This is a genomic window from Collinsella sp. CLA-JM-H32B (assembly GCF_040098065.1).
Taxonomy (GTDB): domain Bacteria; phylum Actinomycetota; class Coriobacteriia; order Coriobacteriales; family Coriobacteriaceae; genus Collinsella.
Window position 1 is genome coordinate 162,022 of sequence record NZ_JBBNNA010000002.1, and the last position, 23,998, is coordinate 186,019.

16 protein-coding genes are annotated in these 23,998 nt (G+C 58.5%); 11 read left to right on the forward strand and 5 right to left on the reverse strand.

Translation table 11 applies throughout. The features are described from left to right. Nucleotides 1-42: 42 nt before the first annotated feature. Nucleotides 43-699: a PAS domain-containing protein gene (locus AAA138_RS02755; protein WP_349089472.1), complete on the reverse strand. Its 657-nt coding sequence runs from the start codon at nt 697-699 to the stop codon at nt 43-45. A 351-nt stretch (nt 700-1,050) separates the two neighbouring features. On the opposite strand from AAA138_RS02755, the gene AAA138_RS02760 reads away from it, so the two are divergent. From AAA138_RS02760 to xdh, 5 genes are all read left to right on the forward strand, one after another. After that, the gene (locus AAA138_RS02760; protein WP_055285183.1) at nt 1,051-2,445 is read left to right on the forward strand and encodes a solute carrier family 23 protein; all 1,395 of its coding nucleotides are present in this window, start codon (nt 1,051-1,053) and stop codon (nt 2,443-2,445) included. Nucleotides 2,446-2,640: 195 nt separating this feature from the next. Continuing rightward, a complete protein-coding gene (ssnA, locus tag AAA138_RS02765) occupies nt 2,641-3,996 on the forward strand; it encodes a putative aminohydrolase SsnA (RefSeq protein WP_124786005.1) in 1,356 nt (451 codons plus the stop codon). A gap of 148 nt (nt 3,997-4,144) precedes the next feature. Next, nucleotides 4,145-7,144: a putative selenate reductase subunit YgfK gene (ygfK, locus tag AAA138_RS02770; RefSeq protein ID WP_349089473.1), complete on the forward strand. Its 3,000-nt coding sequence runs from the start codon at nt 4,145-4,147 to the stop codon at nt 7,142-7,144. Between the two features lie 11 nt (nt 7,145-7,155). Then, nucleotides 7,156-7,635 carry a 4Fe-4S binding protein gene (locus AAA138_RS02775; protein ID WP_006235055.1) on the forward strand — a complete coding sequence of 160 codons (480 nt, stop codon included), beginning with the start codon at nt 7,156-7,158 and terminating at the stop codon, nt 7,633-7,635. Between the two features lie 12 nt (nt 7,636-7,647). Continuing rightward, nucleotides 7,648-10,425 carry a selenium-dependent xanthine dehydrogenase gene (xdh, locus tag AAA138_RS02780; RefSeq protein ID WP_349089474.1) on the forward strand — a complete coding sequence of 926 codons (2,778 nt, stop codon included), beginning with the start codon at nt 7,648-7,650 and terminating at the stop codon, nt 10,423-10,425. 723 nt (nt 10,426-11,148) lie between these two features. Here the strand turns inward: xdh and AAA138_RS02785 are convergent. Further along, nucleotides 11,149-12,147 (reverse strand): hypothetical protein, encoded by a 999-nt coding sequence (locus tag AAA138_RS02785; RefSeq protein WP_349089476.1) that lies wholly within the window; start codon nt 12,145-12,147, stop codon nt 11,149-11,151. 778 nt (nt 12,148-12,925) lie between these two features. Here AAA138_RS02785 and AAA138_RS02790 point away from each other — a divergent pair. Then, nucleotides 12,926-14,317 (forward strand): ATP-binding protein, encoded by a 1,392-nt coding sequence (locus tag AAA138_RS02790; RefSeq protein WP_349089478.1) that lies wholly within the window; start codon nt 12,926-12,928, stop codon nt 14,315-14,317. A gap of 423 nt (nt 14,318-14,740) precedes the next feature. Here AAA138_RS02790 and AAA138_RS02795 read toward each other — a convergent pair whose 3' ends face one another. Further along, the gene (locus tag AAA138_RS02795) at nt 14,741-14,866 is read right to left on the reverse strand and encodes a hypothetical protein (RefSeq protein WP_255412934.1); all 126 of its coding nucleotides are present in this window, start codon (nt 14,864-14,866) and stop codon (nt 14,741-14,743) included. A 462-nt stretch (nt 14,867-15,328) separates the two neighbouring features. On the opposite strand from AAA138_RS02795, the gene AAA138_RS02800 reads away from it, so the two are divergent. The 4 genes from AAA138_RS02800 (at nt 15,329) to AAA138_RS02815 (ending at nt 21,044) form a co-directional block, all read left to right on the forward strand. Further along, complete coding sequence (locus AAA138_RS02800) at nt 15,329-16,063, forward strand: 3'-5' exonuclease (RefSeq protein WP_349089480.1); 735 nt, start codon at nt 15,329-15,331, stop codon at nt 16,061-16,063. 211 nt (nt 16,064-16,274) lie between these two features. Beyond that, on the forward strand, nt 16,275-19,475 hold the full coding sequence (locus AAA138_RS02805) for an HsdR family type I site-specific deoxyribonuclease (protein WP_349089481.1): 3,201 nt from the start codon (nt 16,275-16,277) through the stop codon (nt 19,473-19,475). 59 nt (nt 19,476-19,534) lie between these two features. Then, the gene (locus tag AAA138_RS02810) at nt 19,535-20,137 is read left to right on the forward strand and encodes a restriction endonuclease subunit S (RefSeq protein ID WP_349089482.1); all 603 of its coding nucleotides are present in this window, start codon (nt 19,535-19,537) and stop codon (nt 20,135-20,137) included. Then, nucleotides 20,118-21,044 (forward strand): site-specific integrase, encoded by a 927-nt coding sequence (locus AAA138_RS02815; protein ID WP_118345121.1) that lies wholly within the window; start codon nt 20,118-20,120, stop codon nt 21,042-21,044. The genes AAA138_RS02810 and AAA138_RS02815 overlap by 20 nt, the downstream gene beginning before the upstream one ends. On the opposite strand, the gene AAA138_RS02820 is transcribed toward AAA138_RS02815, so the two are convergent. Continuing rightward, on the reverse strand, nt 21,041-21,652 hold the full coding sequence (locus AAA138_RS02820; protein ID WP_349089508.1) for a restriction endonuclease subunit S: 612 nt from the start codon (nt 21,650-21,652) through the stop codon (nt 21,041-21,043). The two genes, AAA138_RS02815 and AAA138_RS02820, sit on opposite strands and share 4 nt — an antisense overlap. Between AAA138_RS02820 and AAA138_RS02825 the strand changes: the two genes are divergently transcribed. Beyond that, nucleotides 21,635-22,669: a restriction endonuclease subunit S gene (locus AAA138_RS02825; protein WP_349089509.1), complete on the forward strand. Its 1,035-nt coding sequence runs from the start codon at nt 21,635-21,637 to the stop codon at nt 22,667-22,669. The genes AAA138_RS02820 and AAA138_RS02825 overlap by 18 nt on opposite strands. 117 nt (nt 22,670-22,786) lie before the next feature. Here AAA138_RS02825 and AAA138_RS02830 read toward each other — a convergent pair whose 3' ends face one another. Then, a complete protein-coding gene (locus tag AAA138_RS02830) occupies nt 22,787-23,998 on the reverse strand; it encodes a restriction endonuclease subunit S (RefSeq protein ID WP_349089484.1) in 1,212 nt (403 codons plus the stop codon).

Consider the following 23,998-nt stretch of genomic DNA (forward strand, 5'->3'; position numbering starts at 1 on the left):
TAGCCCCGTCCCAAAAAGACTGCCTGCGCTTCATTTTGCTCGTTAGCCTTCCTTCCGAACTTTTTGCAGGTAGCGGTAGACGCTGGGCTCCGAGATGCCCAGCGCGGTGGCGGCGCAGGCCACGGCGCCCTTGAGCATAAACACCCCGTTGCCGTTGAGGTGGCGAATGACGTCCACGCGGTCGATCTGACCAAGCGAAGCTACATCCAGCCCGCGCGCGCTCAGCAGCTCGGCAATACTGCGGTCGATGAGCTCCTGCGTAGACTCCGAAAGACTTTCGACCTCGATAGACGCGGGCTCCGACTGCCTTGGCACAGCGTCGAAGCAGGCCATGAGCTGCTGAGCCATGGCGTTGATGGAGCGTATCGTGGAAAGGTCGGTGTTGACGCAAAGCATGCCGACGATCTTGTTGTCCTCACGGATAAAGAACGTCGCCGACTCCAACGTCTTGCCACCGGCACCGCGCCCCTCGTAGCCCGTAATAAACGGCAGGTCGCGATACTTGGCGTCGTGCATGATCTTGAGCGCCAGATCGGTGGCGGGACCGCCGACCTTGCGGCCGCTCACGATGCCGTTGCGAATATCGACGATGGCGTGGTCGGGATCCGAGAAATCGTGCAGCACGATTTCGCTGTTTTTGCCGAGTATCTGCTCCAGGAAATCGACCATCGGCAAAAAACGACGTACGGTCTCGTTCACGGGCAACTCCTTTGGGTTCTATCGAAGTGTTCATAACAATTTTTTATCATGGTAACACGCTGCTCATCATCTCGTATATCCGCAGGTACATTGCGTAATACAGACGAACGGTAGAAATTTGGCGGTAAACGGTCGACCAAAAGAAAAGTTAGATGTTATTTTGAACAGACACATTCCTGACCTGCGGAAATGTGTTATCTCAGCTGAAGAATAGTCTGATAACAAAAAATTATTATTGAGAATGAGAATCATCTTTAATACGATATGCAACGAAGGCACAACCTCAACCCCGCACTGCGTCACAATAGAGCGTTAGATGCGAAAACAACTATTTCGAGGATTGGTGGTCAAATGACCCAGGAGACGGTTACGAACGGCACTGAAGCCCTGTTCACTCGCGAAGGCATGCCGCCCGTTAAGGAAATGATCCCGTGTGCCCTTCAGCACGTACTGGCATCGTTTGCCGGCATCATTACCCCGGCGGTCATCATGGCCGGCGTCTACGGCTTTAATAGCCAGCAGAGCACCGACATCATTCAGGTTGCGCTCATTCTTTCGGCAATCGACACGGCCCTTCAGGCCTTCGCTCCCTTCCGTCGCATCGGCGGCGGCCTGCCCATCGTCATGGGCGTTTCGTTCGCGTTCCTGCCGGCCCTGCAGGCCATGGGCGCCTCGGGCTTTAGCTTTGGCGCGCTGTTGGGCGGCGAGATCGTCGGCGGCGCCGTTGCGGTCCTCTTTGGTCTGGCCTACAGCAAGATCAAGTGGCTGTTCCCGCCCGTCGTGACCGGTACGGTCATCTTCTCCATTGGCGTCTCTCTCTATCCCACGGCCGTCAAGTACATGGCCGGTGGCATGGGCACGCCGCTGTGGGGCACCCCGCAGGCCTGGTGCGTCGCTCTTATCACCTTCGCCGTGGTCTTTGCGCTCGCCAACTTTGGCAAGGGCACGCTCAAGCTGGGATCTGTGTTCTTTGGCATGATCGTTGGCATGATCGTCTCCATCCCCTTTGGCATGATCGACTTCTCCAGCGTCGCCACCGCTCAGGTCTTCGCCCTTCCCAAGCTCATGCCCTACGCACTCGAGTTTGATCCCGAGGTCTGCATTACCCTCGCCGTCGTGTTCCCCATGGTTGCCATCCAGGTTATCGGTGACGTTTCCGCCGCCTGCCTGGGCTCCATCGACCGTATGCCCACCGAGCGCGAGCTCTCCGGCGCTATCGTGTCCCAGGGCCTCACCTCTATGGTCGGTGGCCTGCTGGGCGGTCTTCCCACCAGCGCCCTTGGCCAGAACGTGGGCATCATCTGCTCCAACAAGGTCGTCAACAAGTGGGTCTTTGTGATTATTGCGGCCGTCTTTGCCATCGCCGGTCTGTTCCCGCAGCTCTCTGCCGTCCTTTCCGCTATCCCGCAGCCCGTCATCGGCGGCGCGACCGTCGGTGTCTTTGGCACCATCACCATGAACGGCGTGCGCATGTTCACCCGCGAGGGCCTCACGCAGCGCACTACCACCATCGTCGGTACCTCCGTCGTCTTTGGCCTGGGTATCTGGATGGCCAGCGGTTGCCTTGCCGGCGAGGGTATGCCCGCCTGGGTGTCCACCGTCATCGGCTCCAATGCCGTAACTCCCACTGCCATCATGGCCATTGTCCTTAACCTGATCCTTCCGCAGACGCCGGTCGTGGCTCAACACATCGATGCTGCCAAGGACGCTGCCGTGGATCTGGTCTTGCCCGAGAGCAAGAAGTAACCAATTCGGTGCTATTCGTCGGTGGACGCATCGCCTCGTCCGCCGACGTCATGCGGCACCAAGCCGCACTTCAAAGGGTTTGTCCCTTTGGTGAAGCGTTGACGGGAGAGGGCCCGTTTCCGGTGTAGGCCGGCGCTTCGCACTCCGCCATGTCAGAGGTGTCAAACCCCGCCTCTGATGTCGAAGGGAGCATCCATGCTTCTGGTCGCTAACGGTTCCGTCTTTACCCGCAACGCTCAGGCCCCGTTCATTCCAAACGGTGCGGTCGCCATTGACGGAGATACGATCGTCGAAGTGGGCCCCGAGTGCGAGCTCAAGGCCAAGTACCCGGATGCCGAGTACGTCGACGCCCAGGGCAACCTCATCATGCCCGGACTTATCAACTGCCACACCCACATCTACTCGGGTCTGGCCCGCGGCCTTGCCATTAAGGGCTGCAACCCCACTAACTTCCTGGAGAATCTTGAGCAGCAGTGGTGGAAGATCGACGACAACCTGACACTCGACGGCACCAAGGCCAGCGCCTACGCCACGATTCTTGACTCCATCCGCGATGGCGTCACCACGATCTTCGATCACCACGCGAGCTTCTGTGAGATCCCGGGAAGCCTCTTTACCATTAAGGATGCAGCTCAGGAGCTGGGCATGCGTTCGTGCCTGTGCTACGAGGTCTCCGACCGTCGCGGTCAGGAAAAGTGCGACCAGGCCATTGCCGAGAACGCCGAATTTGCCCAGTGGGCCGCCAAGGAGCGTCGCGATAACGACAACCACATGATCGCCGCCATGTTTGGCGGTCACGCCACCTTTACGCTGTCGGACGAGACCATGGACAAGATGGCCGAGGCCAACAACGGCTTGACCGGCTTCCACATCCATGTGTGCGAGGGCATGAACGACGTGTGGGACTCCCGCCTCAACCGCGGCGGCATCAGTCCCGTCGAGCGCCTGCTGCAGCACAACCTGCTGGGTCCCGACACCATGCTCGGCCACTGCATCCATGTGACGCCTGCCGAGATGGATATCGTCAAGGAGTCCGGCACCTGGCTCGTCAACAACCCCGAATCCAATATGGGCAACGCCGTGGGCTGCGCCCCCGTGCTCGAGTTCTTCCGCCGCGGCATTCCCGTGTGCATGGGCACCGACGCCTACACCCACGATATGCTCGAGAGCCTTAAGGTCTTCCTGATCATTCAGCGCCACAACGCCGCCATGCCCAACGTGGGCTGGTGCGAGGCCATGACGATGCTGTTCGAGAACAACGCCAAGATGGCGAGCAAGTACTTCGATCGCAAGCTCGGCGTGCTCGAGGCCGGCGCTGCCGCCGACGTCATCGTTATGGACTACAAGCCCTTTACGCCGCTGAGCGAGGAGAACATCGACGGCCACATGCTCTTTGGCATGATGGGCAAAAACTGCCGCACCACCATCATCAACGGCCGCGTCCTGTACAAGGATCGCGAGTTCGTTGGCATTGATGAGGACAAGATCAACGCGTGGACCATGGCCGAGTCCAAGAAGCTCTGGAGCACGCTCAACGATCGCGCCTACTAATTACAAGTAGATTCACGCGTGCCGGATGTTTCGCCGCATCCGACGCGCGTATAGGCGACCTCCGCGGGGTCGCCGGCGCTGTGCTAGCGCTACACCGTATTTGCGCCCGCCGCGCGGTCTCGCCGGGCGTTACAGAGAGGAGCTCACTATGAGCGACATCATGAGGCCGATCCCGTTTTCGCAGCTGATGAACTGGATCATCGAGGAGCACAAGACTCAGGACGCCATCTTTGGCGTGCGTAAGATGGTCACGACCAATCAGGAGGGCGCGCTTCCCATTTTTGACGAGCGCATCGAGACTCCGTTTGGCCCGGCCGCCGGCCCCAATACGCAGCTTGCCCAGAACATCGTGGCATCCTACGTGGCCGGTTCCCGCTTCTTTGAGCTCAAGACCGTCCAGGTTATGGACGGCGAGGAGCTCTCCAAGTGTGTGAACAAGCCCTGCATTGTGGCGCAGGACGAGTGCTACAACTGCGAGTGGTCGACCGAGCTCGAGGTTCCGCAGGCCTTTGCCGAGTACGTGAAGGCATGGTTTGCCTGCCACCTGATCGCTCGCGAGTACGGCCTGGGCAGCCCGGACGGTTTTGTCTTTAACATGTCGGTGGGCTATGACCTGGAGGGCATCAAGAGTCCCAAGGTCGATGCCTACATCGAGGGCATGAAGGACGCCAGCGGCTCCGACGTCTGGAACGAGTGCCGCACGTGGGCGCTCGCCAACCTGGACAAGTTTGAGCATGTCGATGCCGCGTTTGTCGAGTCCATCCCGGCGCGCGTCTCCAACTCCATTACCGAGTCAACGCTGCATGGCTGCCCGCCGGCGGAGATCGAGCGCATCGCGACCTATCTGATTACCGAGAAGGGCCTTAACACCTACATCAAGTGCAACCCCACGCTGCTGGGCTATGAGTTTGCCCGCCAGCGTCTGAACGAGCTGGGCTTTGACTACATCGTCTTCGACGATACGCACTTCCGCGAGGACCTGCAGTGGTCCGACGCCGTGCCCATGTTCGAGCGCCTGATTGCCCTGTGTGCCGAGCGCGGCCTGGAGTTTGGCGTCAAGCTGACCAACACGTTCCCCGTCGACGTGACGAGGAACGAGCTGCCCTCCACCGAGATGTACATGTCCGGCCGTTCGCTGTTCTCGCTGACCATCGAGGCTGCTCGCCGCATTACCGAGCAGTTCGATGGCAAGCTGCGCATCAGCTACTCCGGCGGCGCCACGGTCTACAACATCCGCGCCCTGTATGACGCCGGCATTTGGCCCGTCACCCTGGCGACCGACGTGCTCAAGCCCGGCGGTTACGAGCGCTTTAGCCAGATGGCCGGCGAGTTTGCCGACCTGGACGGCAAGCCGTTCGCGGGCGTCTCTCTCGAGGCCGTGACTGCGATCCAGACCGACTCGCTCACCAACCCGCTCTACAAGAAGCCGCTGTGCCCGCTGCCCGATCGCAAAGTCGCCGGCAAGAGCCCGCTTTCCGACTGCTTTACCACGCCGTGCCGCACGAGCTGCCCCATCCAGCAGGACATTCCTGCCTATCTGGCGGCTGTTGACGAGGGCCGCTACGAGGACGCGCTCAACATCATCATCGAGCGCAACGCCCTGCCGTTCATTACCGGCACCATCTGCCCGCATCCCTGCGGCCGTGCCTGCGAGCGTGCATTCTACGAGCCCGAGGGCGCCCAGATTCGCGCCAGCAAGCTCAAGGCCGCCCGCGAGGCCATGACCGCCGTGCTGCCCAAGTTGCGCGCCCAGGCCATCGCCAACGACAGCGAGCGCAACGTTGCCGTTATCGGTGGCGGCCCGGCCGGCCTGGCGACGGCGTTCTTCCTGACGCGTGCCGGCGTGCCCGTCACCATCTTCGAGGCCCGCGATTCGCTCGGCGGCGTGGTCCGTCACGTGATTCCCGAGTTCCGCATTGCGAGCGACGATATCTCCCACGATGCCGAGCTCTGCCTGGCCTTTGGTGCCAAGGTGCAGCTCAATGCCCGCGTGGATTCCATTGACGAGCTCAAGGCCCAGGGCTTTACCGACGTGGTCGTGGCCACCGGTGCCTGGATGCCCGGTTCCGCCGGCCTGGGCGAGGGTGCCGAGCTTGACGTGCTGGAGTTCCTCGAGGCCGCCAAGAAGGGCGAGAAGCTCGAGCTGGGCGAGGACGTCGTGGTCATTGGCGCTGGCAACACCGCCATGGATGCCGCCCGCGTGGCCAAGCGCCTGGCCGGCGTGAAGAACGTGCGCCTGGTCTACCGCCGCACCAAGAAGCAGATGCCCGCCGACGAGGAAGAGCTCGATTTTGCCCTGGCCGACGGTGTTGAGTTCTGCGAGCTGCTGGCGCCCAAGGCGCTCAACGGCGCCGTGCTGACCTGCGATGTTATGGAGCTTGGCGAGCCGGATGCAAGCGGCCGTCGCAGCCCCGTCGCCACGGGCGAGACCGTCGAGCTTCCCGCCACCACAGTGATCTGCGCCGTGGGCGAGGGCATCGATGCCAGCCTGTACGATGCCGCGGGCGTCGAGCACGACCGTCGCGGCCGTCTTGCCGCCACCTCCACCGGCGTCGAGGGCGTCTGGGCTGCGGGCGACTGCCGCCGCGGTCCGGCCACCGTGGTCGAGGCTATTGCCGACGCCGCCGAGGTCGCCCGTGCCATCGCCGGCGTGGACTTTAACAAGTACGCCGACTGCAACGAGCGGGCCGGCCGCGAGGACGCCTGCTACGAGCGCAAGGGGTCGCTGTGCCGCGACAAGCGCAACTGCACCAAGACTCGCTGCCTGGGCTGCGGCTCGGTGTGCGAGGTCTGCTGCGACGTGTGCCCCAACCGCGCCAACGTGGCAATTAAGGTGCCGGGCCTGGCCAAGCATCAGGTCGTCCATGTCGACGGCATGTGCAACGAGTGCGGCAACTGCGCCGTGTTCTGCCCTTACCAGGAGGGTCGTCCCTACAAGGACAAGCTCACCCTGTTCTGGAGCGAGGAGGACATGGAGAACTCCGAGAACGAGGGCTTCCTGGCCGTGGACGAGGATCACTTTAAGGTCCGCGTCGCCGGCACGGTCCGCACCGTCTCGGTCGATGCCGTCAACACCGGCCTTCCCGAGGCCGTCCGCCTGACCATCAGGGCTGTGCGCGACAACTATTCGTACCTTCTTAAGAAATAGGCGAGTCTCTTATGGCCAAATCCATTCAACATAACGTGGCCTACGTTGCCTGCGGAAGCGGTTGCGCCTCTGCAGGCGGCGACGCCCGCTGCAGCGAAGGCTGCATTGGCTGTGGCGCCTGTGTCACGGCCTGCCCCCACGGTGCCATTGCGCTGGTCGATGGCATCGCCCGCGTGGATCGCTCAAAATGCACGGGCTGTGGTCTGTGCGGCATGGCGTGCCCGCAGCGCGTGATTGCCTTCGTTCCCGGCTACCAGAACATTCTGGTGCGCTGCAACAACACCGATAAGGGCGCCATTGCGCGCAAGATTTGCGACACGAGCTGCATCGGTTGCGGCATGTGCGCCAAAAAGTGCCCCGCCGGCGCTATCCGCATCGAGGACAACTGTGCCCATATCGACGGCGTGGACTGCCTGTCGTGCGGCATGTGCGCCGTCGTCTGTCCTCATGGCGCCATCCACGACCGCACCGGCATCGCCGCCGGCGTGTAGAAGGGAATCACCATGGCACAGGAATTCACTTTTACCGTTAACGGCGTCGAGCGCACGACGACGCAGAACAAGCCGCTGCTGCGCTACCTGCGCGACGACCTGCACATTCACTCCGCCAAGGACGGCTGCTCCGAGGGCGCGTGCGGTACCTGCACCATCCATGTGGACGGTGCGGCCGTCAAGGCGTGCGTGCTGACCACCGCTCTTGCCGCCGGCCGCAACATCGTGACCGTCGAGGGCCTGCCCGAGGACGTGCGCGAGGCCTTTGTGTACGCCTTTGGCGCCGTGGGCGCCGTGCAGTGCGGTTTTTGCATCCCCGGCATGGTCATGGCGGGTGCGGCGCTTATCGCCGAGGATCCCGAGCCCACCGAGGAGCAGATCAAGTACGCCATTCGCGGTAACGTCTGCCGCTGCACCGGCTACAAAAAGATTATCGAGGGCATCTCGCTGGCCGCTGCGGTGCTCCGCGGCGAAAAGCAGATCGACGAGGACCTAGAGCGCGGCGACGACTACGGCGTGGGCAAGCGCGCCTTCCGTATCGACGTGCGCAAGAAGGTGCTCGGCGAGGGCAAGTATCCCGACGACATCGACGAGCTCGATCAGCCGGGTCTGACCTACGCCAGCGCCGTGCGCTCCAAGTACCCGCGCGCCCGTGTGCTCTCCATCGATACCTCCAAGGCCGAGGCCCTGCCCGGCGTGGTGGGTATCCTGCGCGCCGAGGACGTGCCGGTCAACCAGGTCGGCCACCTTATCCAGGACTGGGACGTCATGATCGCGGCGGGCGATACCACCCGCTGCGTGGGTGACGCCATCGCGCTGGTGGTTGCCGAGGACGAGGCGACGCTCGAGAAGGCCAAGAAGCTCGTAAAGATTGATTACGAGCCGCTGGAGCCCGTGCGCAATATCGCCGAGGCCAAGGCTGCCGACGCCCCGCGCCTGCACGACAGCTTCTTTGCCTTTGGCAACACGGTGGAGCTCAAGGACAACGTGTGCCAGAGCCGTCACGTGACGCGCGGCGACGCCGCCAAGGCGCTGGCAGAGAGCGCGTTCACCGTGACGCAGCGCTTTACCACGCCCTTTACCGAGCATGCCTTCTTGGAGCCCGAGTGCGCCGTCGCCTTCCCGTACAAGAACGGCGTCAAGGTGGAGTCGACCGACCAGGGCGCCTACGATACGCGCAAAGAGTGCGCCCATATGTTTGGCTGGGATAACGAGCCCGAGCGCGTGGTCGTCGAGACCATGCTCGTGGGCGGCGGCTTTGGCGGCAAGGAGGACGTGTCCATCCAGCACCTGGCCGCGCTCGCCGCATATAAGTTCCAGCGTCCCGTGAAGTGCAAGCTCACGCGTGCCGAGTCGCTCGCGTTCCATCCCAAGCGCCATGCCATGGACGGCACCTTTACGCTGGGTTGCGACGCCGAGGGCAACTTTACCGGCCTGGACTGCGAGATCAACTTTGACACCGGCGCCTACGCGTCGCTGTGCGGCCCGGTGCTCGAGCGCGCCTGCACGCACGCCGTCGGCCCCTACAAGTACCAGAACACCGATATCCGCGGCTTTGGCTACTACACCAACAACCCGCCCGCTGGCGCCTACCGCGGCTTTGGCGTCTGCCAGTCCGAGTTTGCACTCGAGAGCCTGATCGACCTGCTGGCAGAGAAGGTTGGCCTGGATCCGTGGGAGATCCGCTACCGTAACGCCATCGAGCCGGGCGAGGTTCTGCCCAACGGCCAGATTGCCGACTGCTCCACGGCGCTGAAGGAGACGCTGCTCGAGGTCAAGGATGCCTACTACGCGCATCCCGGACACGCCGGTATCGCCTGCGCCATGAAGAATGCCGGCGTGGGCGTGGGCCTGCCCGACGCCGGCCGCTGCAAGATTCGCGTCGAGAACGGCGTGGCCGTGGTCTATGCCGCCACGTCCGACATCGGCCAGGGCTGCAACACGGTCTTTTTACAGGACGTTGCCGAGGCCTGCGGTCTGCCGCTGAGCTGCATTGCCAATGGCGAGTGCTCCACCGAGAACGCACCCGACTCCGGCACCACGTCTGGCTCGCGTCAGACGGTCGTGACCGGCGAGGCCGTGCGCGGTGCCGCCTTCTTGCTGCGCGATGCCATGGTTGGCATCGAGGCTGGCAAGCCTGCGCCCGATGCTCCCGTGAGCGCGCATGGCGACGGCGTCAAGATCGAGTACGACGACGGTCGCGCCTACCAGTTGCGCACGCAGGAACTCGTTGCCGGCCAGGGTATGCATCCTCAAGATCCTGCGGCCGCCATCAAGGCGCTCGAGGGCTGCGAGTTTGGCTACGTGTACCTGGAGCCGACCGACAAACTGGGCGCCGACGTCCCCAATCCCAAGAGTCACATCTGCTACGGCTTTGCCACGCATGTGGTCATTTTGGATGATGACGGTCGCGTGAGCGAGGTCTATGCCGCGCACGATTCCGGCAAGGTGGTCAACCCCATCTCCATCCAGGGTCAGATCGAAGGCGGCGTGCTCATGGGTATGGGCTATGCGCTTACCGAGGATTGGCCGCTCAAGGACTGCGTGCCCCAGGCAAGGTACGGTACGCTCGGGCTGTTCCGTGCGCCCGAGATTCCGGATATCCACGCCATCTACGTGGAGAAGGACGAGCTGCTGCCCGTGGCATACGGCGGCAAGGGCATCGGCGAGATCGCAACGATCCCCACGGCGCCCGCCGTACAGAATGCCTACCGCGCGTTTGACGGCAAGCTGCGTCCAGATCTGCCCATGGTGGATACGCCGTACAGCCGCGCCCGTCACCGTGGGTAGGGTAGGGCGCAGACGGCATTGCTGATGGGCTGTTCGCGCACAACACCAACTGTATATGCTGCACCTTTGGCCCCGGCTCCATCGCGAGCCGGGGCCTTTTGTTTGGAGCGGAGGCGGCATCCCAGATTTCGGCTCCAGAATGGGACGTACTTTCCGGACGGGGCTTCAAACGGAAACTGTATCCCGGATTCGACGCTCAGAATGGGATTCGTTTTCCGGTAGAGGCCTCAAATGGAAAGTGCGTCCCGGAATATGGCTTCAGCGTGGGATGCATTTTCCGGTTGGGGCTTCAAACGGAAAGCGCATCCCGGAATCCGCGCCTGGAATGGGACACACTTTCCGGAACAGCCCTCAACCGGAAACTGCGACCCGGAATCGACGCTCGGAACGGGATGCGCTTTCCCTTGGGGCTCTCAGCGGAAAATGTATCCCGGAATCAGGCCTCGGAGTGGGATGCACTTTCCGGAACGGTCCTCAACCGGAAACTGTGTCCCAGAATCGACACTCGGAACGGGATATGCTTTCCGGAACGGCCTTCAAGCGGAAATTGCATCCCGTTCTGAGCCTTCATTCCGGGACATGCTTTCCGCTAGGCATGCCATCTGGAAAGCGCATCCCGTTTTGAGCGCTCGATCTGGGACACGCTTTCCGCGGGAGTGGCTGTTGGGAAAGTGTGTCCCAGATTGGCGAGATACGGCGCGGCAATGCGTGGCTCAGCAGCCTCTACAGCTCCACGTCGTTGAGCCATGTCGGCAGAGCGGTCTGCCGGATGCCTGCCGTCTGCAGCTTTTTCGCGAGCATTCCTGCCGAGCGGACCTCGTTCATGGTAAAGCGCAGCAGAGGGTGACCGTAGAACGATAGATGCGCCTCGCGCTGTCGTTCGGCAACGAGCGCCTCGGCGGTGGTGCGTCCGGCCAGCATGGTCTGGTCGGTATATTTGATGAGCCCGTCGAGCTCGCCCAGTGTGAGTTCTCGCACCTGGCGCTCCCAGGCAAAGTCCGTTCGTATGGGCTTGGCCGAATCGAAGGGGTCCGTCAGCTCGTATTGAAGCCAGTCGGGCGCAAAACCCGTCTCGATCATGACGGCGCGGGCGACTGATTCTCCACCGCTCTCGGCGCGGGCGTCGGCATATCGAAGCGTTGTGAGAGCCGTACGAATCGCGTGGCCATTGCGGGCAGTCGCTCGTTGCTCAGCGGCCTCCATCAGCTGTTCCCGCGTAAGGCCGAGCTTTGAGATCGCCGAATCGGCAATGGGCATGCCGTCAGCAAAACCAGTTTGCAGCAGACAATCTGTGGCCGTTTGGATGGGCGGCGTTACCGATATGCCGGCTCTACGTATTGCTCCGGCCGGCTCAATCTGGTGCCGTTGAATATGCGCGCCCGGGCGAGCCGACGGCTTTGTCGAGCTGCAGACATGCACGACATTCAGGTGTCGCCACGAGACCTCGAGCCCCAGCAGGCAGGCGGCCGAAAACGAGCAGAACGTCCAATCGGGGTGGATGATCGCAAGGGCGCGAATAATCTCGCAATGACGCTGCGCCCGGTTGAGTTCATCCCAGCGCATTTTACGCGCGAACAGTCCCGGCATGGGCGAGACGACCATGTCGCCGATGCGCCGAAGGAGCGCTTTTCGGATCGCCGTGCTCGGGGGAATCAGACAGCGCCCCTTTTGTTCGGCTTGGGTGAGTAGTTGATCGATGAGTTGGTCATTGCAATGGGTCATGAGCTACCGCCTCCTTTTGGGTAGCAAAAACGTATCAGCTGGAACTTGCCGCTCGGCTGACCAAAAGCTGACCAAAATCTAACCATGCAGGTAGATGGCCTGTTTTCGGCGACATTTTTACATCCGAATCGGTGGGCGGTAATCGGCGACCTTGAACGGTAGCTAGATATGAAGTCTTGGTAAGTTTCGGGACGTGTACTTTTTTGAAAAAGAGCATTCTATCTGCAGTTTCGTGTTTCTGGATCGCATATTTGAAGGCATGTGATAAGGGCTGCGGATCGCTGTCTTGTATCTGCGGAAACTGTGACCCGGAATTGTCGCGCGGAATGGGACGCGCTTTCCGGATCAGCCCTCAAACGGAAACTGTGTCCCGGAATTTGGCTCCAGAGTGGGATTCATTTTCCGGATCGGGCCTCAAGCGGAAACTGTGTCCCGGAATGAGCGCTCAGAGTGAGATGCGCTTTCCCAGCGGTGCCTCTACCGGAAACTGTATCCCGGATTCGACGCTCAGAATGGGATTCGTTTTCCGGTTGAAGCTTCAGCGGAAAGTGCATCCCAGAATTTAGGCTCAGAGCGGGACGAGCTTTCCTGATGGCATGCTTGGCGGAAACTACGGCCCAGTTTTTGGCTCCAGAACGGGATGCATTTTCCGGAGCGGTCCACGTGCGGTGGGGGTGCCGCCCCTTGTGCGTGCGCCGCTTGTCGAATTACGTTATAGCTGGCTATATTATAGGAAGGTATAATATAGCCAGCTATAACGTAAAGGAAGGATGGCCCTGTGTTTATCGGAAGAACAGCGGAAATGTCCGAGCTCAATCGACTGTATGGCACGGGCTCCTTTGAGATGCCTGTGATTTATGGCCGCCGTCGTGTGGGCAAAACGCGCCTTATCACGGAGTTCATTCAAGGCAAGAAGGCTATTTACTTTCAAGCTCGTCGTACCAATGCAGAGGCAAACCTGCACGGCTTTAGCCAGGCGATACTTGCGGGTTCGGTTGGTGCTGCAGGCGTGTCGTTTCGTAGCTTTGACGAGGCGTTCGATGCATTGGCCACCATGGCTCGCACGGAACGTTTGATTGTCGTGATTGACGAGTATCCCTATCTCGCCCAATCGAATCCCGAGATCAGCTCGTTGCTGCAAGACAAGATCGATCACCTGTACAAAGAGACCAGGCTCATGCTGATTCTATGCGGTTCGTCTCTTTCGTTTATGGAGGAACAGGTGTTAGGCTACGAGAGCCCACTATACGGTAGGCGTACGGCCCAGTTTAAGATCATGCCGCTCGATTTTACGACGACCCTCGGCCTGTGGCAGAGCATGGGTCGCGAAGACGCTGCGGTTTGCTATGGCATGACGGGCGGCATTCCTGCATATATCGAGAAAGTCGATCCTGCTGCGCCGCTCAAGGACAACGTCAAACGTCTTTTTCTTACTCCTACGGGCTATCTCTTTGAGGAGCCGAGTAACCTGCTGTTGCAAGAGTGCCGCAATCCCGAGCAATATGATGCGATCGTGCAAGCAATTGCCCAGGGGCGCTCGAAGATCTCGGAGATTGCGAGCTCTACGGGGATCCCTGCGAGCAACGTAAAGAGCTATGTGGATAAGCTGGCGTCGCTTGGGATTGTCGAGCGCGAGCTGCCCCTAAACGAGACGAGCAATAAGCGAGCCGTGTATCTGCTGAGCGACCAGATGTTTAGGTTCTGGTACAAGCTTGTGCCGCAGAACATCGGGCTAATCCAAAACGACATGGCCGAGATGGCGTATAAGCGCATTGAGCCGCACGTATCGGATTACATGGGTACGGTCTTTGAGCTTATATGCAGGCAATACGTGTACGAACTTGCGCGGGCGGGCCAGTTCGATGTGGTTCCGGCGAGCGTCGGGCGCTGGTGGGGGACGGATAATCGCACGCATACGCAGGAAGAAATCGACTTGATTGTTGACGATGGCGAGGGCGCCGCGCTGTTTGCGGAGTGCAAATGGCGCAATGAACCGGCGGGCGAAGACGTGCTGCAAAAGCTCGTGCACCGAAGCGAGCTCTTTAGACGGCAACGAAAAAGCTATGCGCTTTTCTCAAAAAGCGGTTTTACGCAGGGATGTCGGGATGCTGCGGAGAGTAGGGGAGACGTCAAGCTGATCTCGTTTGCCGAGATGTACGAGCGGAGATGACCAAGCGCTTTGATGTGATGCTCGGAATGGGTCGCGCTTTCCGGATCGCCCTTCAAGCGGAAACCGCATCCCAGATTTCGGCTCCAAAACGGGATACGCTTTCCCGGTGGCATCTCTAGCGGAAACTGCATCCCGGAATGAGCTCTCGGAACGGGACACACTTTCCCATCGGGGCTTCAAACGGAAACCGTGTCCCGGAATCGAGCCTCAGGGTGGGACGCATTTTCCGGTAGAGGCCTGGGACGGAAGGCGTGTTCCAGAATCCGGCTAATCCGATGGCCAGGTGGTTGAGCGAGCGGGCTCCGAGGCTCCATTACTGAAAATTCATTTGTTAAACCTGGCAACCGTGGGTAGAATAAAGTGGACGGCAGCCCAAGGGTGATAGCTGGGCAGCGCCGTTACTTAGTTCAAGGGGTCAATGCCTTAACGGCGTCGACCCCTCTTCTTTTGCTTCGTACGCTGCTTAAGTGCCTCGGAAAGTCCGATAAGCGCCGTGAGGAGCGAGACCAAAGCGGTCAGGAGCTTCACGAAATCAATCAGATCGGTCATGGGCATCACCTCCCGTCGCATGGAGGGCGCTGCCCGGCACATGGAACTGCCGTCAACAACTGCCATTCTATCAAAGCGCGGTCATAAATACGAATATATGTTCGGTAATAACAGCAACGTGATTCCCTCGAATAGCAGCCTTTCGTAAGGGCGGCAGAAGACGGCGCTGGGCGATTGGGGATAGACGCGCAGGTCTTCGTCACCGAAAGCCCGTTTGATTAACCAGCCCTCTGTAGGTGCACTGCATATTGATGGGCCCGGGATGACCGCTGATTCAAGTCACCGGGCCTAAATCTTTTTCATGCATTTGAATAGAGCGGGCGACTCTCTTGGGGCGGTCTGCATGGCGTGCGACCGGCGCATGGCGTTGCACCCCGCTTTTGTGTCCGCACGGGCGTCTATCCTTACGGCAATGTAGCCGCCTATGTAGTAAGCGGCAGGCAACGGAGAAAGGCCATAACCGTGTCAGCTGAAAAGACGCCGTGTATCTCGGCTATCGATACGACGAACTTTGCGCGCCAGATCGTGCTGGACTTTGAGTTTGCGCCGGTGCCAAAGCAGCGCCAGCGACGTAGGCTGCGCAACGAGATTATCGAGGTCGGCGCCGTCAAGCTTGATTACCACGGCAACGTTATGGGCGAGTTCTCGCAGTTTGTGCAGACGGAATTTACCGAAGGTGTTGCGTTTCCCGTCCGTGAGCTTACGGGGATATCAGCCGTGGACACCGCGATGGCCGATCCGCTCTACATGGTGATCAAAAGGCTCAGCGATTGGATCGGTCGCTACTCCGCCCAGATAGTTTGCTGGAGCGGGGCGGATCGTCGACAGCTTTTGACCGAGTGCCAGGCAAAGCACATCGACCTTTCAGCATTTCCTACGGACTGGGCCGACCTGCAGGCGTTTTACACCTCGATCATGGACGTGGGCAGCCATGGGCGCGTCTCGTTGGGCGACGCGGCAACGTGGTTTGGCATCGAGTTTGACGAGTCGACGGGCCACGCCCACAGCGCCCTGGCCGATGCGCGCGTGACCGCCAAGCTGCTCAAGCAGATGATGGACGGGAACTACCGCGTGAGCCCGCGCGCCCAGGAAGTCCGCCAGCGTTGGGGGATGGGCGAGCGAGCCCAGACGCGTCTCTCCAACAAGTGCCCCGAGCTGGGCGACCTTCTGCTGAAGCTGAAGGCGGAGGGGAGGTAGGAGGCAGACAGCCATCCGGAGGCGTCTGATCGGCGGCCCCTCGGGGCTTGCCCGTATCGTAGGCAATGCGCCGAATGCTCGCCATCGAAATTTATCGATGACCTATTGCAGACTGTAATGGGCCTGAGCCATCCCGGGGAAATTGCCGCGTGACCTATAATGTTTGGAACAGTTAAATGCGCTTTTTGCAATTGTGCAGATAGGTTTTGCTATGGTTTTCGATAAAGAGGCTTCGTTCGAAGAAGCGGTCATAACCGTGCTAAAGCAGCACGGCTGGGACGACGCGGGAGGTGTGCTTCGCTATCCCACCGAGCAGGACCTCATCGACAACTGGGCGAAGATTCTGTTCCAGAACAACGCCGACATAGACCGCCTGAACGGCTGCCCGCTCACCCAGGGCGAGATGGCGCAGATCATCGAACAAATCGAAACGCTCAAGACCCCACTCGCACTCAACGGGTTCATCAACGGAAAGACCGTCGCCGTCACGCGCGACAACCCCGACGACGCGCTTCACCTGGGCAAGGAGGTGAGCCTGAAGATTTATGATCGTCAGGAGATCGCAGCCGGCCAGAGCCGCTACCAGATAGCTCAGCAGCCGGTCTATCCTGCGAAGAACAAGATTCTGAACGATCGCCGTGGAGACCTGTGCCTGCTCATCAACGGCATGCCGGTCATCCATATCGAGCTCAAGCGTAGCGGCATTCCCGTCAGCCAGGCTACTGGTCAGATCGAGAAGTATGCCCACGAGGGCGTGTTCACGGGGCTCTTCCGCCTGACGCAGATCTTCGTGGGGATGACCCCCGACGAGGCGCGCTATTTCGCCAACCCTGGCGCGGGCGCATTCAACCCGAACTTCTTCTTCCACTGGGAAGACTTCAACAACGAGCCCGTCTGCGCGGGCGACAAACCCGGAACCGACGAATGGAAACGCTTCACTTCCACGCTGCTTTCCATTCCAATGGCGCACCAGCTCATTGGCTTCTACACCGTGGCCGACAGCTCGGACGGCTGCCTGAAAGTCATGCGCAGCTACCAGTACTACGCGGCCGCCGCCATATCCGACAAGGTGCGCAAGTGCAAATGGGATGAGAGACCCAAGAGCAGCACCCCGGGGCGCCCCGGCGGTTACATATGGCATACCACCGGCTCCGGCAAGACCATGACGAGCTTCAAATCTGCCCAGCTCATAGCTGACTCGCGCGACGCCGACAAGGTGATCTTTCTCATGGACCGCATCGAGTTGGGCACGCAGTCGCTCTCCGAGTACCGCGCGTTCGCAGACGACGCCGACGACGTGCAGGGGACCGAGAACACGCAGGTGCTGAAGTCGAAGCTCGCGAGCGACGACCCCAAGAACCGCCTCATCGTGACCTCTATCCAGAAGATGAGCAACGTGAAGGCCGGCGAGGGCAGAATCACCCAGGCGGAACTCAACCGCCTAGCCTCCAAACGGATCGTGTTCGTCATCGACGAGTGCCACCGCTCCACTTTCGGCGAGATGCTCCAGGACATACGCCGCGCGTTCCCCAACGCGCTGTTCTTCGGCTTCACAGGTACGCCGATTCTCGACGAGAACCAGAAGAAGGGCTCCACCACCGCCATGGTGTTCGGCGAGTGTCTGCACCGTTACAGCATCGCAGACGGCATCCGCGACGGCAACGTCCTGGGCTTCGACCCATATATGGTGACGACCTTCGACGACCACGACGTGCGCGAGGCGGTCGCCCTAGAGCAAGCGAAAGCCGCAACAGTAGCCGAAGCCATCTTCGACGATCGAAAGAGCAAGGTCTTCTACTACTATATGGACTCGGCAAAGGTCCCCATGGGACCGATGGTCGACAGCGCCGGCAACCGCATCAAGGGCATCGAGGATTTCCTCACCCGCGCCCAATACTGGCCCGACACTCCGCACCACGAAAAGGTCGTAGAGGACATCCTGCGCCGTTTCCCGGTGCTCTCCCACGGCAACAAGTTCCATGCAATCTTGGCGACAAGCTCCATCCCGGAGGCAATCGACTATTACCGAGCCTTCAAGGAACGCGCCCCGCAGATGAAAGTGACCGCCCTTTTCGATCCGAGCATTGACAACAACGCCGGCTCTACGGTGAAGGAAGATGCCCTGGTCGAGCTCATAGAAGACTACAACAAGGCATACGGTCAGGAGTTCACCATCCCTACATGGCCCGCTATGAAGAAGGACATCTCGGCGCGCCTGTCTCACAAGAAGCCCTACGTCAACGTCGACTCCAACCGCGACTCTCGCATCGACCTGCTCATCGTAGTGGACCAGATGCTCACGGGCTTCGACTCCAAATGGCTAAACACGCTCTACCTCGACAAGGTCATCGACTACGAGAGCATCATCCAGGCGTTCAGCCGCACGAATCGCCTGTTCGGCCCCGACAAGCCCTTCGGCACGATCCGCTATTACCGTCATCCCCACACCATGAAGGGGTATATCGAAGCGGCAGTGAAGCTGTATTCGGGAGACCGCCCGCTCGACATGTTCGTCCAGAAACTACCGGAGAATATCGCGTTGATGGACGCGCGCCTTCAGGAGATACTCATGGTCTTCGAAGCAGCTGGCGTAGGGGACCTCTCCAAGCTCCCCGCATCGCAGGAAGCCAGGCGCAAGTTCGCCAAGGAGTTCGTTGAGCTCAACGAGTTCCTCGAGGCCGCAAAGGTGCAGGGCTTCACATGGGAGCAGGATACCTACGAGTTTGAGGTGGAGCCGGAGGAAGGCGAGCCGAGGGGCAAGTCCTTCTTCGTGCAACCGGTTATCGACGAGCGGACCTACCTCATTCTCGTGCAGCGGTACAAGGAGTTGTTCGCAGGAGGGGGCGGGCCTGGCGACGCGCCCGAAGCGCCCTACGAGCTCGATGGTCATATAACCGAGATCGACACGGGGCTCATAGACAGCGACTACATGAACGCGAACTTCGAGAAGTGGCTGAAATGCCTTGAGCAGGATGACGAGGGCCTTGCCGCCGCGCGTGAGGAGCTCCACCGATCGTTCGCGTCCCTAAGCCAGGATGACCAACGCTTCGCTGAGCTGTTCCTCCACGATGTCGAGCGAGGGGACGTCGCCCTGGAAGACGACAAGACGTTGAGGGATTACATTACGTCCTATGCCCGCAAGGCGAAAAACGCTCAAGTCGAGCGAATCGTCGAGGCGCTCGGCATAGACGGCGAGCTTCTTGCCAACATGGCTGCGCTTGACCTGACGGAATCGAACATTAACGAGTTCGGACGCTTCGACGATTTGAAGGACTCGGTGGACAAGGCGCGCGCCAAGGCCTTCTTTGAGCAGAAGGAAGGCAGAACGCTTCCCCTGTTCAAGGTGAACACCCGTGCGGCGGCGCTGTTGAAGAAGTTCATCCTAGAAGGCGGCTTCGACATCGACGAATGAGCGGCTTTTTTGAACAGACGAAATCGAAAGTTAGTCTATCTGAGGGGACGCATGCGACCATGCGCCCCCTCGTTTCAACTTGGGAACAGCGTAAGTTGGGGGAAGTCGCTTCAATTAAAACAGGACCTTTCGGAAGTCTGCTCCATGCAGAAGACTACGTAGTTGATGGAATTCCCATTGTTACGACGGAACATTTCAAATCTGGTTTTCTCCCTGACGAGATAGCTGGCCTACCTCAGGTGAGCGAAAGTGACCGCGCAAGACTTGAGCAGTATTCCGCAATCGAAGGCGATATTCTGTTTTCGCGTGTTGGTTCTGTTGACGTTAATGCACAAGTAACCGCAGCTCAAAGCGGCTGGCTGTTTTCTGGGCGCGTGCTAAGAGCCCGACCAACCGTCTCGGTGATAAGTCCTAATTATCTTCATTACGAACTGAGCACGGATGATGTTAAACGTTCGATAATCAATCGTGCCGTTGGCGGCACGATGGCCTCCATCAATACAGAAATACTTGAAGATACGGAAATCAGTTTTCCCCGAAGCAGAACGGAACAGTTAGAAATAGGTCGCTCTCTAGGAAACCTCGACAGCCTCATCGCCCTTCATCAGCGTGAGCCAACTCACATGATGAAAGAGGGTAAAAATGCCAATCGGTATCAATGAAGAATCTCTTTTCTGCGACTACTACTCGCAATGGATTAGCGTCTACAAAGAAGGGGCCATCCGTGAGGTCACCATGGGAAAGTACCGGCTCACGCAGTCTTGGCTTGCCAAGCTGATTCCAGACCTCAAGATAAAAGATCTCGACCGGACCTCGTACCAGCAGCTCATCAATGGTTACGCGGAACACCACGAGCGCCAGACAACCATGGACTTCCACCATCAGCTTAAGGGGGCGATCCTTGATGCAGTTGACGAGGGGCTCATTCCCCGCGACCCTACGCGCAAGGCCATCATCAAAGGGAAACAGCCGCGGGCGAAAAAGATCAAGTATCTCAACCAGTTTGAGCTTCATGCCATGCTCGGCGACCTTGATTTATCAGGCGGGCCGAGTTGGGATTGGCTTATTTTGATAGTCGCTAAAACGGGCCTGCGCTTCTCCGAAGCCCTTGGGCTTACTCCCGAAGACTTTGACTTCGCCCATCAAACGCTCTCGGTGAACAAGACCTGGGATTACAAGAACGGTGGCGGATTCGTCCCCACGAAAAACGCCTCATCGATGCGGAAGGTTCAACTCGACTGGCAACTCATCATGCAACTTTCTGGACTGCTCAAAGACCTTCCGCCGACCGAGCCCATATTTGCGAAGGGGAAGGTCTATAACTCGACAGCCAACAGCGTTTTAGCGCGCCACTGCAAGAATGTTGGCGTGCCTACCATATCCGTCCACGGGCTGCGGCATACACATGCATCACTTTTGCTGTTCGCAGGCGTCTCCATCGCCAGCGTATCCCGAAGGCTTGGGCATGCAAGCATGACCACCACCCAGGAAACCTATCTGCACGTCATCCAAGAGCTCGAGAACAAGGACATTGACATCGTCATGAGAGCTCTTTCGACTCTTATTTAACCTGTATCAGCAAACCGTGGCTCACGCTGATGAAGGGTGATGAGGTTGTCGATCTCGCTCAACGCCGCGCCTATGGCAGTTTGCTCCGACAAACCAGGAAATCTTACTTGTGTATCTTGCAGTGCGGCCTTTGAAACAGAAATCACCTTGATCCCCTGCATTAAGGGAAGAAGCTGTCTGTGGTATGCATCGGAATTAAGGTAGTGACCCAGGTAACCCGTCCCAAAGGGGGACCGAGGTCGCGCCGGTATCGTATGCAACCCCGAGATGGTTGGCTCTTTGGGTAGCTTCCGCAGTTCAACACACTTGCCAGCCGCTTCGTCTTCTGCTGTGTCGGCGAAAATGACATCACCTTCGCGAAGTATCGACCCAGCAAATTTGGGAAGCACTGTATCGTCAGTAATGAACGGCAAATCGCTTCGTTCGCCATCGAGACAATCACCGAACTTAATAAGAATATCTCCGTAATGAACATTGCGAGCAGTGCCATTCTCGCCATTCAAATCAGCGCGTGAAAGAGTGTTGTTCTTCAAGAACTCGAAGCAGTCTCCCAACTTACGCTGTTCCCAAGATGGAGTCGTCCAATCTGGATAACCGCTTGGGAACAGCGTAAGCTAGGCAGCATTGCGGCTTCATTTGATTACGGCTTGAACGCAGCCGCAACTGAATATGACGGTCAAAACAAATATCTTCGCATCACCGACATTGACGACACAACACATGAGTTCTTGAAAAGCGATCTTACAACTCCGTTGGCTGATCTTGCAATGAGTGCAGATTATTTACTGGAGGAAGGCGATTTGCTCTTTGCTCGTACGGGCGCAAGTGTTGGAAAAACCTATCTGTACAGGCAATACGATGGAACGGTCTACTTTGCTGGATTCCTGATTCGCGCACGAATCGGAGAAAGTGCTGACCCCGAATTCGTCTATCAGGCAACCCTGACCGATGCCTACAAGAAGTATGTTGCCATAACCTCGCAGCGATCCGGCCAGCCTGGCGTCAATGCTCAGGAATACGCAGATTATCAATTGATGCTTCCTTCTAGAACGGAACAGCAGCAAATTGGGATGACGTTGCGGTCTCTCGACAACCTCATCACCCTTCATCAGCGTAAGTGCCAATACCGTGGCTTATACGAGTATCTTTCTTGGGAACAGCGTAAGTTCTCCGATCTGACCGACAGGGTCTCCATTCAGTCAAGCGATTCCGATTTGCCTCAAGTCGAATACGAGGACATCGTTTCCGGCGAGGGCACGCTGAACAAAGATTTGCGCGACAAAGAAGGCGGCAAAACGGGAATTAAGTTTTACGCCGGAGATGTTCTATACGGGAAGCTTCGTCCTTATTTGATGAATTGGCTATACCCGCAGTTCAATGGTGTAGCTGTTGGTGATTTTTGGGTCCTTAGGGCAACAAAGTGTGACAGTTCATTTTTGTATCGGCTGATTCAAACGAACAACTTCCAAAGGCTCGCAAATGTATCTTCGGGCTCTAAGATGCCTCGCGCAGATTGGAATCTGATTTCACAATCGTTCTTCGCCGTGCCTGCCGATCACGCCGAGCAGAAGGCAATTGCGAAGAGCTTAGCCGAGCTTGACTCCCTCATCACCCTTCATCAGTGACAGTCTAATGGCAAGGCGCACAACATTATTATCCTCAGTAGAACGAAAAACCGCCAACTCAACATAGCGAAATCGGCGGTTCTGGGGCTCGAAACAAGAGACAACTCACGAAAGTTATTAAACGAACATCCTATCCAGCAGCGATTTCTTGATATTCCTTAACAGCTCAAGCTTACGCTGATGAAGGGTGATGAGGGTGTCAACGCGCCCCAGACAAGCTGAAATCACCCGTTGCTCTTCGAGATTTGCTGGCATTGTGACTTCGATATCCGCGAATCTGTTGTATTTCAGAGTTTGGGTATCTTTCGAGTTCCCCTGCGAATCGCACAGATATTTATATAACATCTCAGGCCGCTTCAGAAGATAGCCAAAGCATGTTGAGTCTAGCTCGATGGCAGGTCTAGCAACTACGTAAGCTGGGCTAACAATACCATCGTAATCACTTGACCCAACAGCGCCCTGCCACATTCGCATGCTGTTGTAGACAACGTCGCCCTTGTGAACCACTTTGTAATTTGCAAGGCTCGCGCCCGGATTTGTATCCCTGTCCGATTCCGATGCGGGATATATTCCTTTAGCCACACTGACAGATAGGATCTCCATCGATGATGAGCGCTCATTGCTTTCGAAGAATAATCCCCCCAACTTACGCTGTTCCCAAGGGTCAGTGAAACCCTCGAAGCGGATTTCGGGTTCGGTCTCGCCGAGTTTCGGAAACATCTTGTCGAGCATCGATTTCTTCACCGTGCACAGCTTGTCGTACTTACGCTGATGAAGGGTGATGAGGGAATCGAGATTGAGAGCAACCGATGATATGCGCTTTTGCTCGCTTTCCGACGGGTAAGAGATCTCAACTTCAGCGATGTCGTTACCATGGACGTGTACGACCGATTTTCCTTGTGCCCGCTTTGCCAAATCGTCATGGGCTTTGCTGTACGTTATGGCAAGCGCGGTGTAGTCCGGATCGAGCTTGCCTGTCGGGGTGACGACGTTCAAATCACCACCCAAAATGATTCCTGACCTGCGCACGGATGATGCGATGGCGATATCTTCTGCCGTCTCACCGGATGCAGGAACGATCACTTCGTTGCCCCTTGAAAGAATCGATCCATCCTGCTCAACGGTAAAAGTGTCTACTTCCTCGATACGCGATTCGTATTGGGTATACAGGCGTCCATATAAGATTAGTGGGGTGCCGGCATCCCTAATGTCAGCTTTGCTGTATCCATGTCCCTTAGAAAACGTGCATAGCTCTCCCAACTTACGCTGTTCCCAAGGGTCAGTGAATCCCTCGAAGCGGATTTCCGGGGTATTTTGTTTCTCTGCCAT

Coding starts and splice junctions, on each gene's coding strand:
- AAA138_RS02785 (WP_349089476.1), bottom strand. CDS start 12,147: ATGACCCATTGCAATGACCAACTCATCGATCAACTACTCACCCAAGCC.
- ygfK (WP_349089473.1), top strand. CDS start 4,145: ATGAGCGACATCATGAGGCCGATCCCGTTTTCGCAGCTGATGAACTGG.
- AAA138_RS02760 (WP_055285183.1), top strand. CDS start 1,051: ATGACCCAGGAGACGGTTACGAACGGCACTGAAGCCCTGTTCACTCGC.
- AAA138_RS02830 (WP_349089484.1), bottom strand. CDS start 23,998: ATGGCAGAGAAACAAAATACCCCGGAAATCCGCTTCGAGGGATTCACT.
- AAA138_RS02775 (WP_006235055.1), top strand. CDS start 7,156: ATGGCCAAATCCATTCAACATAACGTGGCCTACGTTGCCTGCGGAAGC.
- xdh (WP_349089474.1), top strand. CDS start 7,648: ATGGCACAGGAATTCACTTTTACCGTTAACGGCGTCGAGCGCACGACG.
- ssnA (WP_124786005.1), top strand. CDS start 2,641: ATGCTTCTGGTCGCTAACGGTTCCGTCTTTACCCGCAACGCTCAGGCC.
- AAA138_RS02805 (WP_349089481.1), top strand. CDS start 16,275: ATGGTTTTCGATAAAGAGGCTTCGTTCGAAGAAGCGGTCATAACCGTG.
- AAA138_RS02815 (WP_118345121.1), top strand. CDS start 20,118: ATGCCAATCGGTATCAATGAAGAATCTCTTTTCTGCGACTACTACTCG.
- AAA138_RS02810 (WP_349089482.1), top strand. CDS start 19,535: ATGCGCCCCCTCGTTTCAACTTGGGAACAGCGTAAGTTGGGGGAAGTC.
- AAA138_RS02795 (WP_255412934.1), bottom strand. CDS start 14,866: ATGACCGATCTGATTGATTTCGTGAAGCTCCTGACCGCTTTGGTCTCG.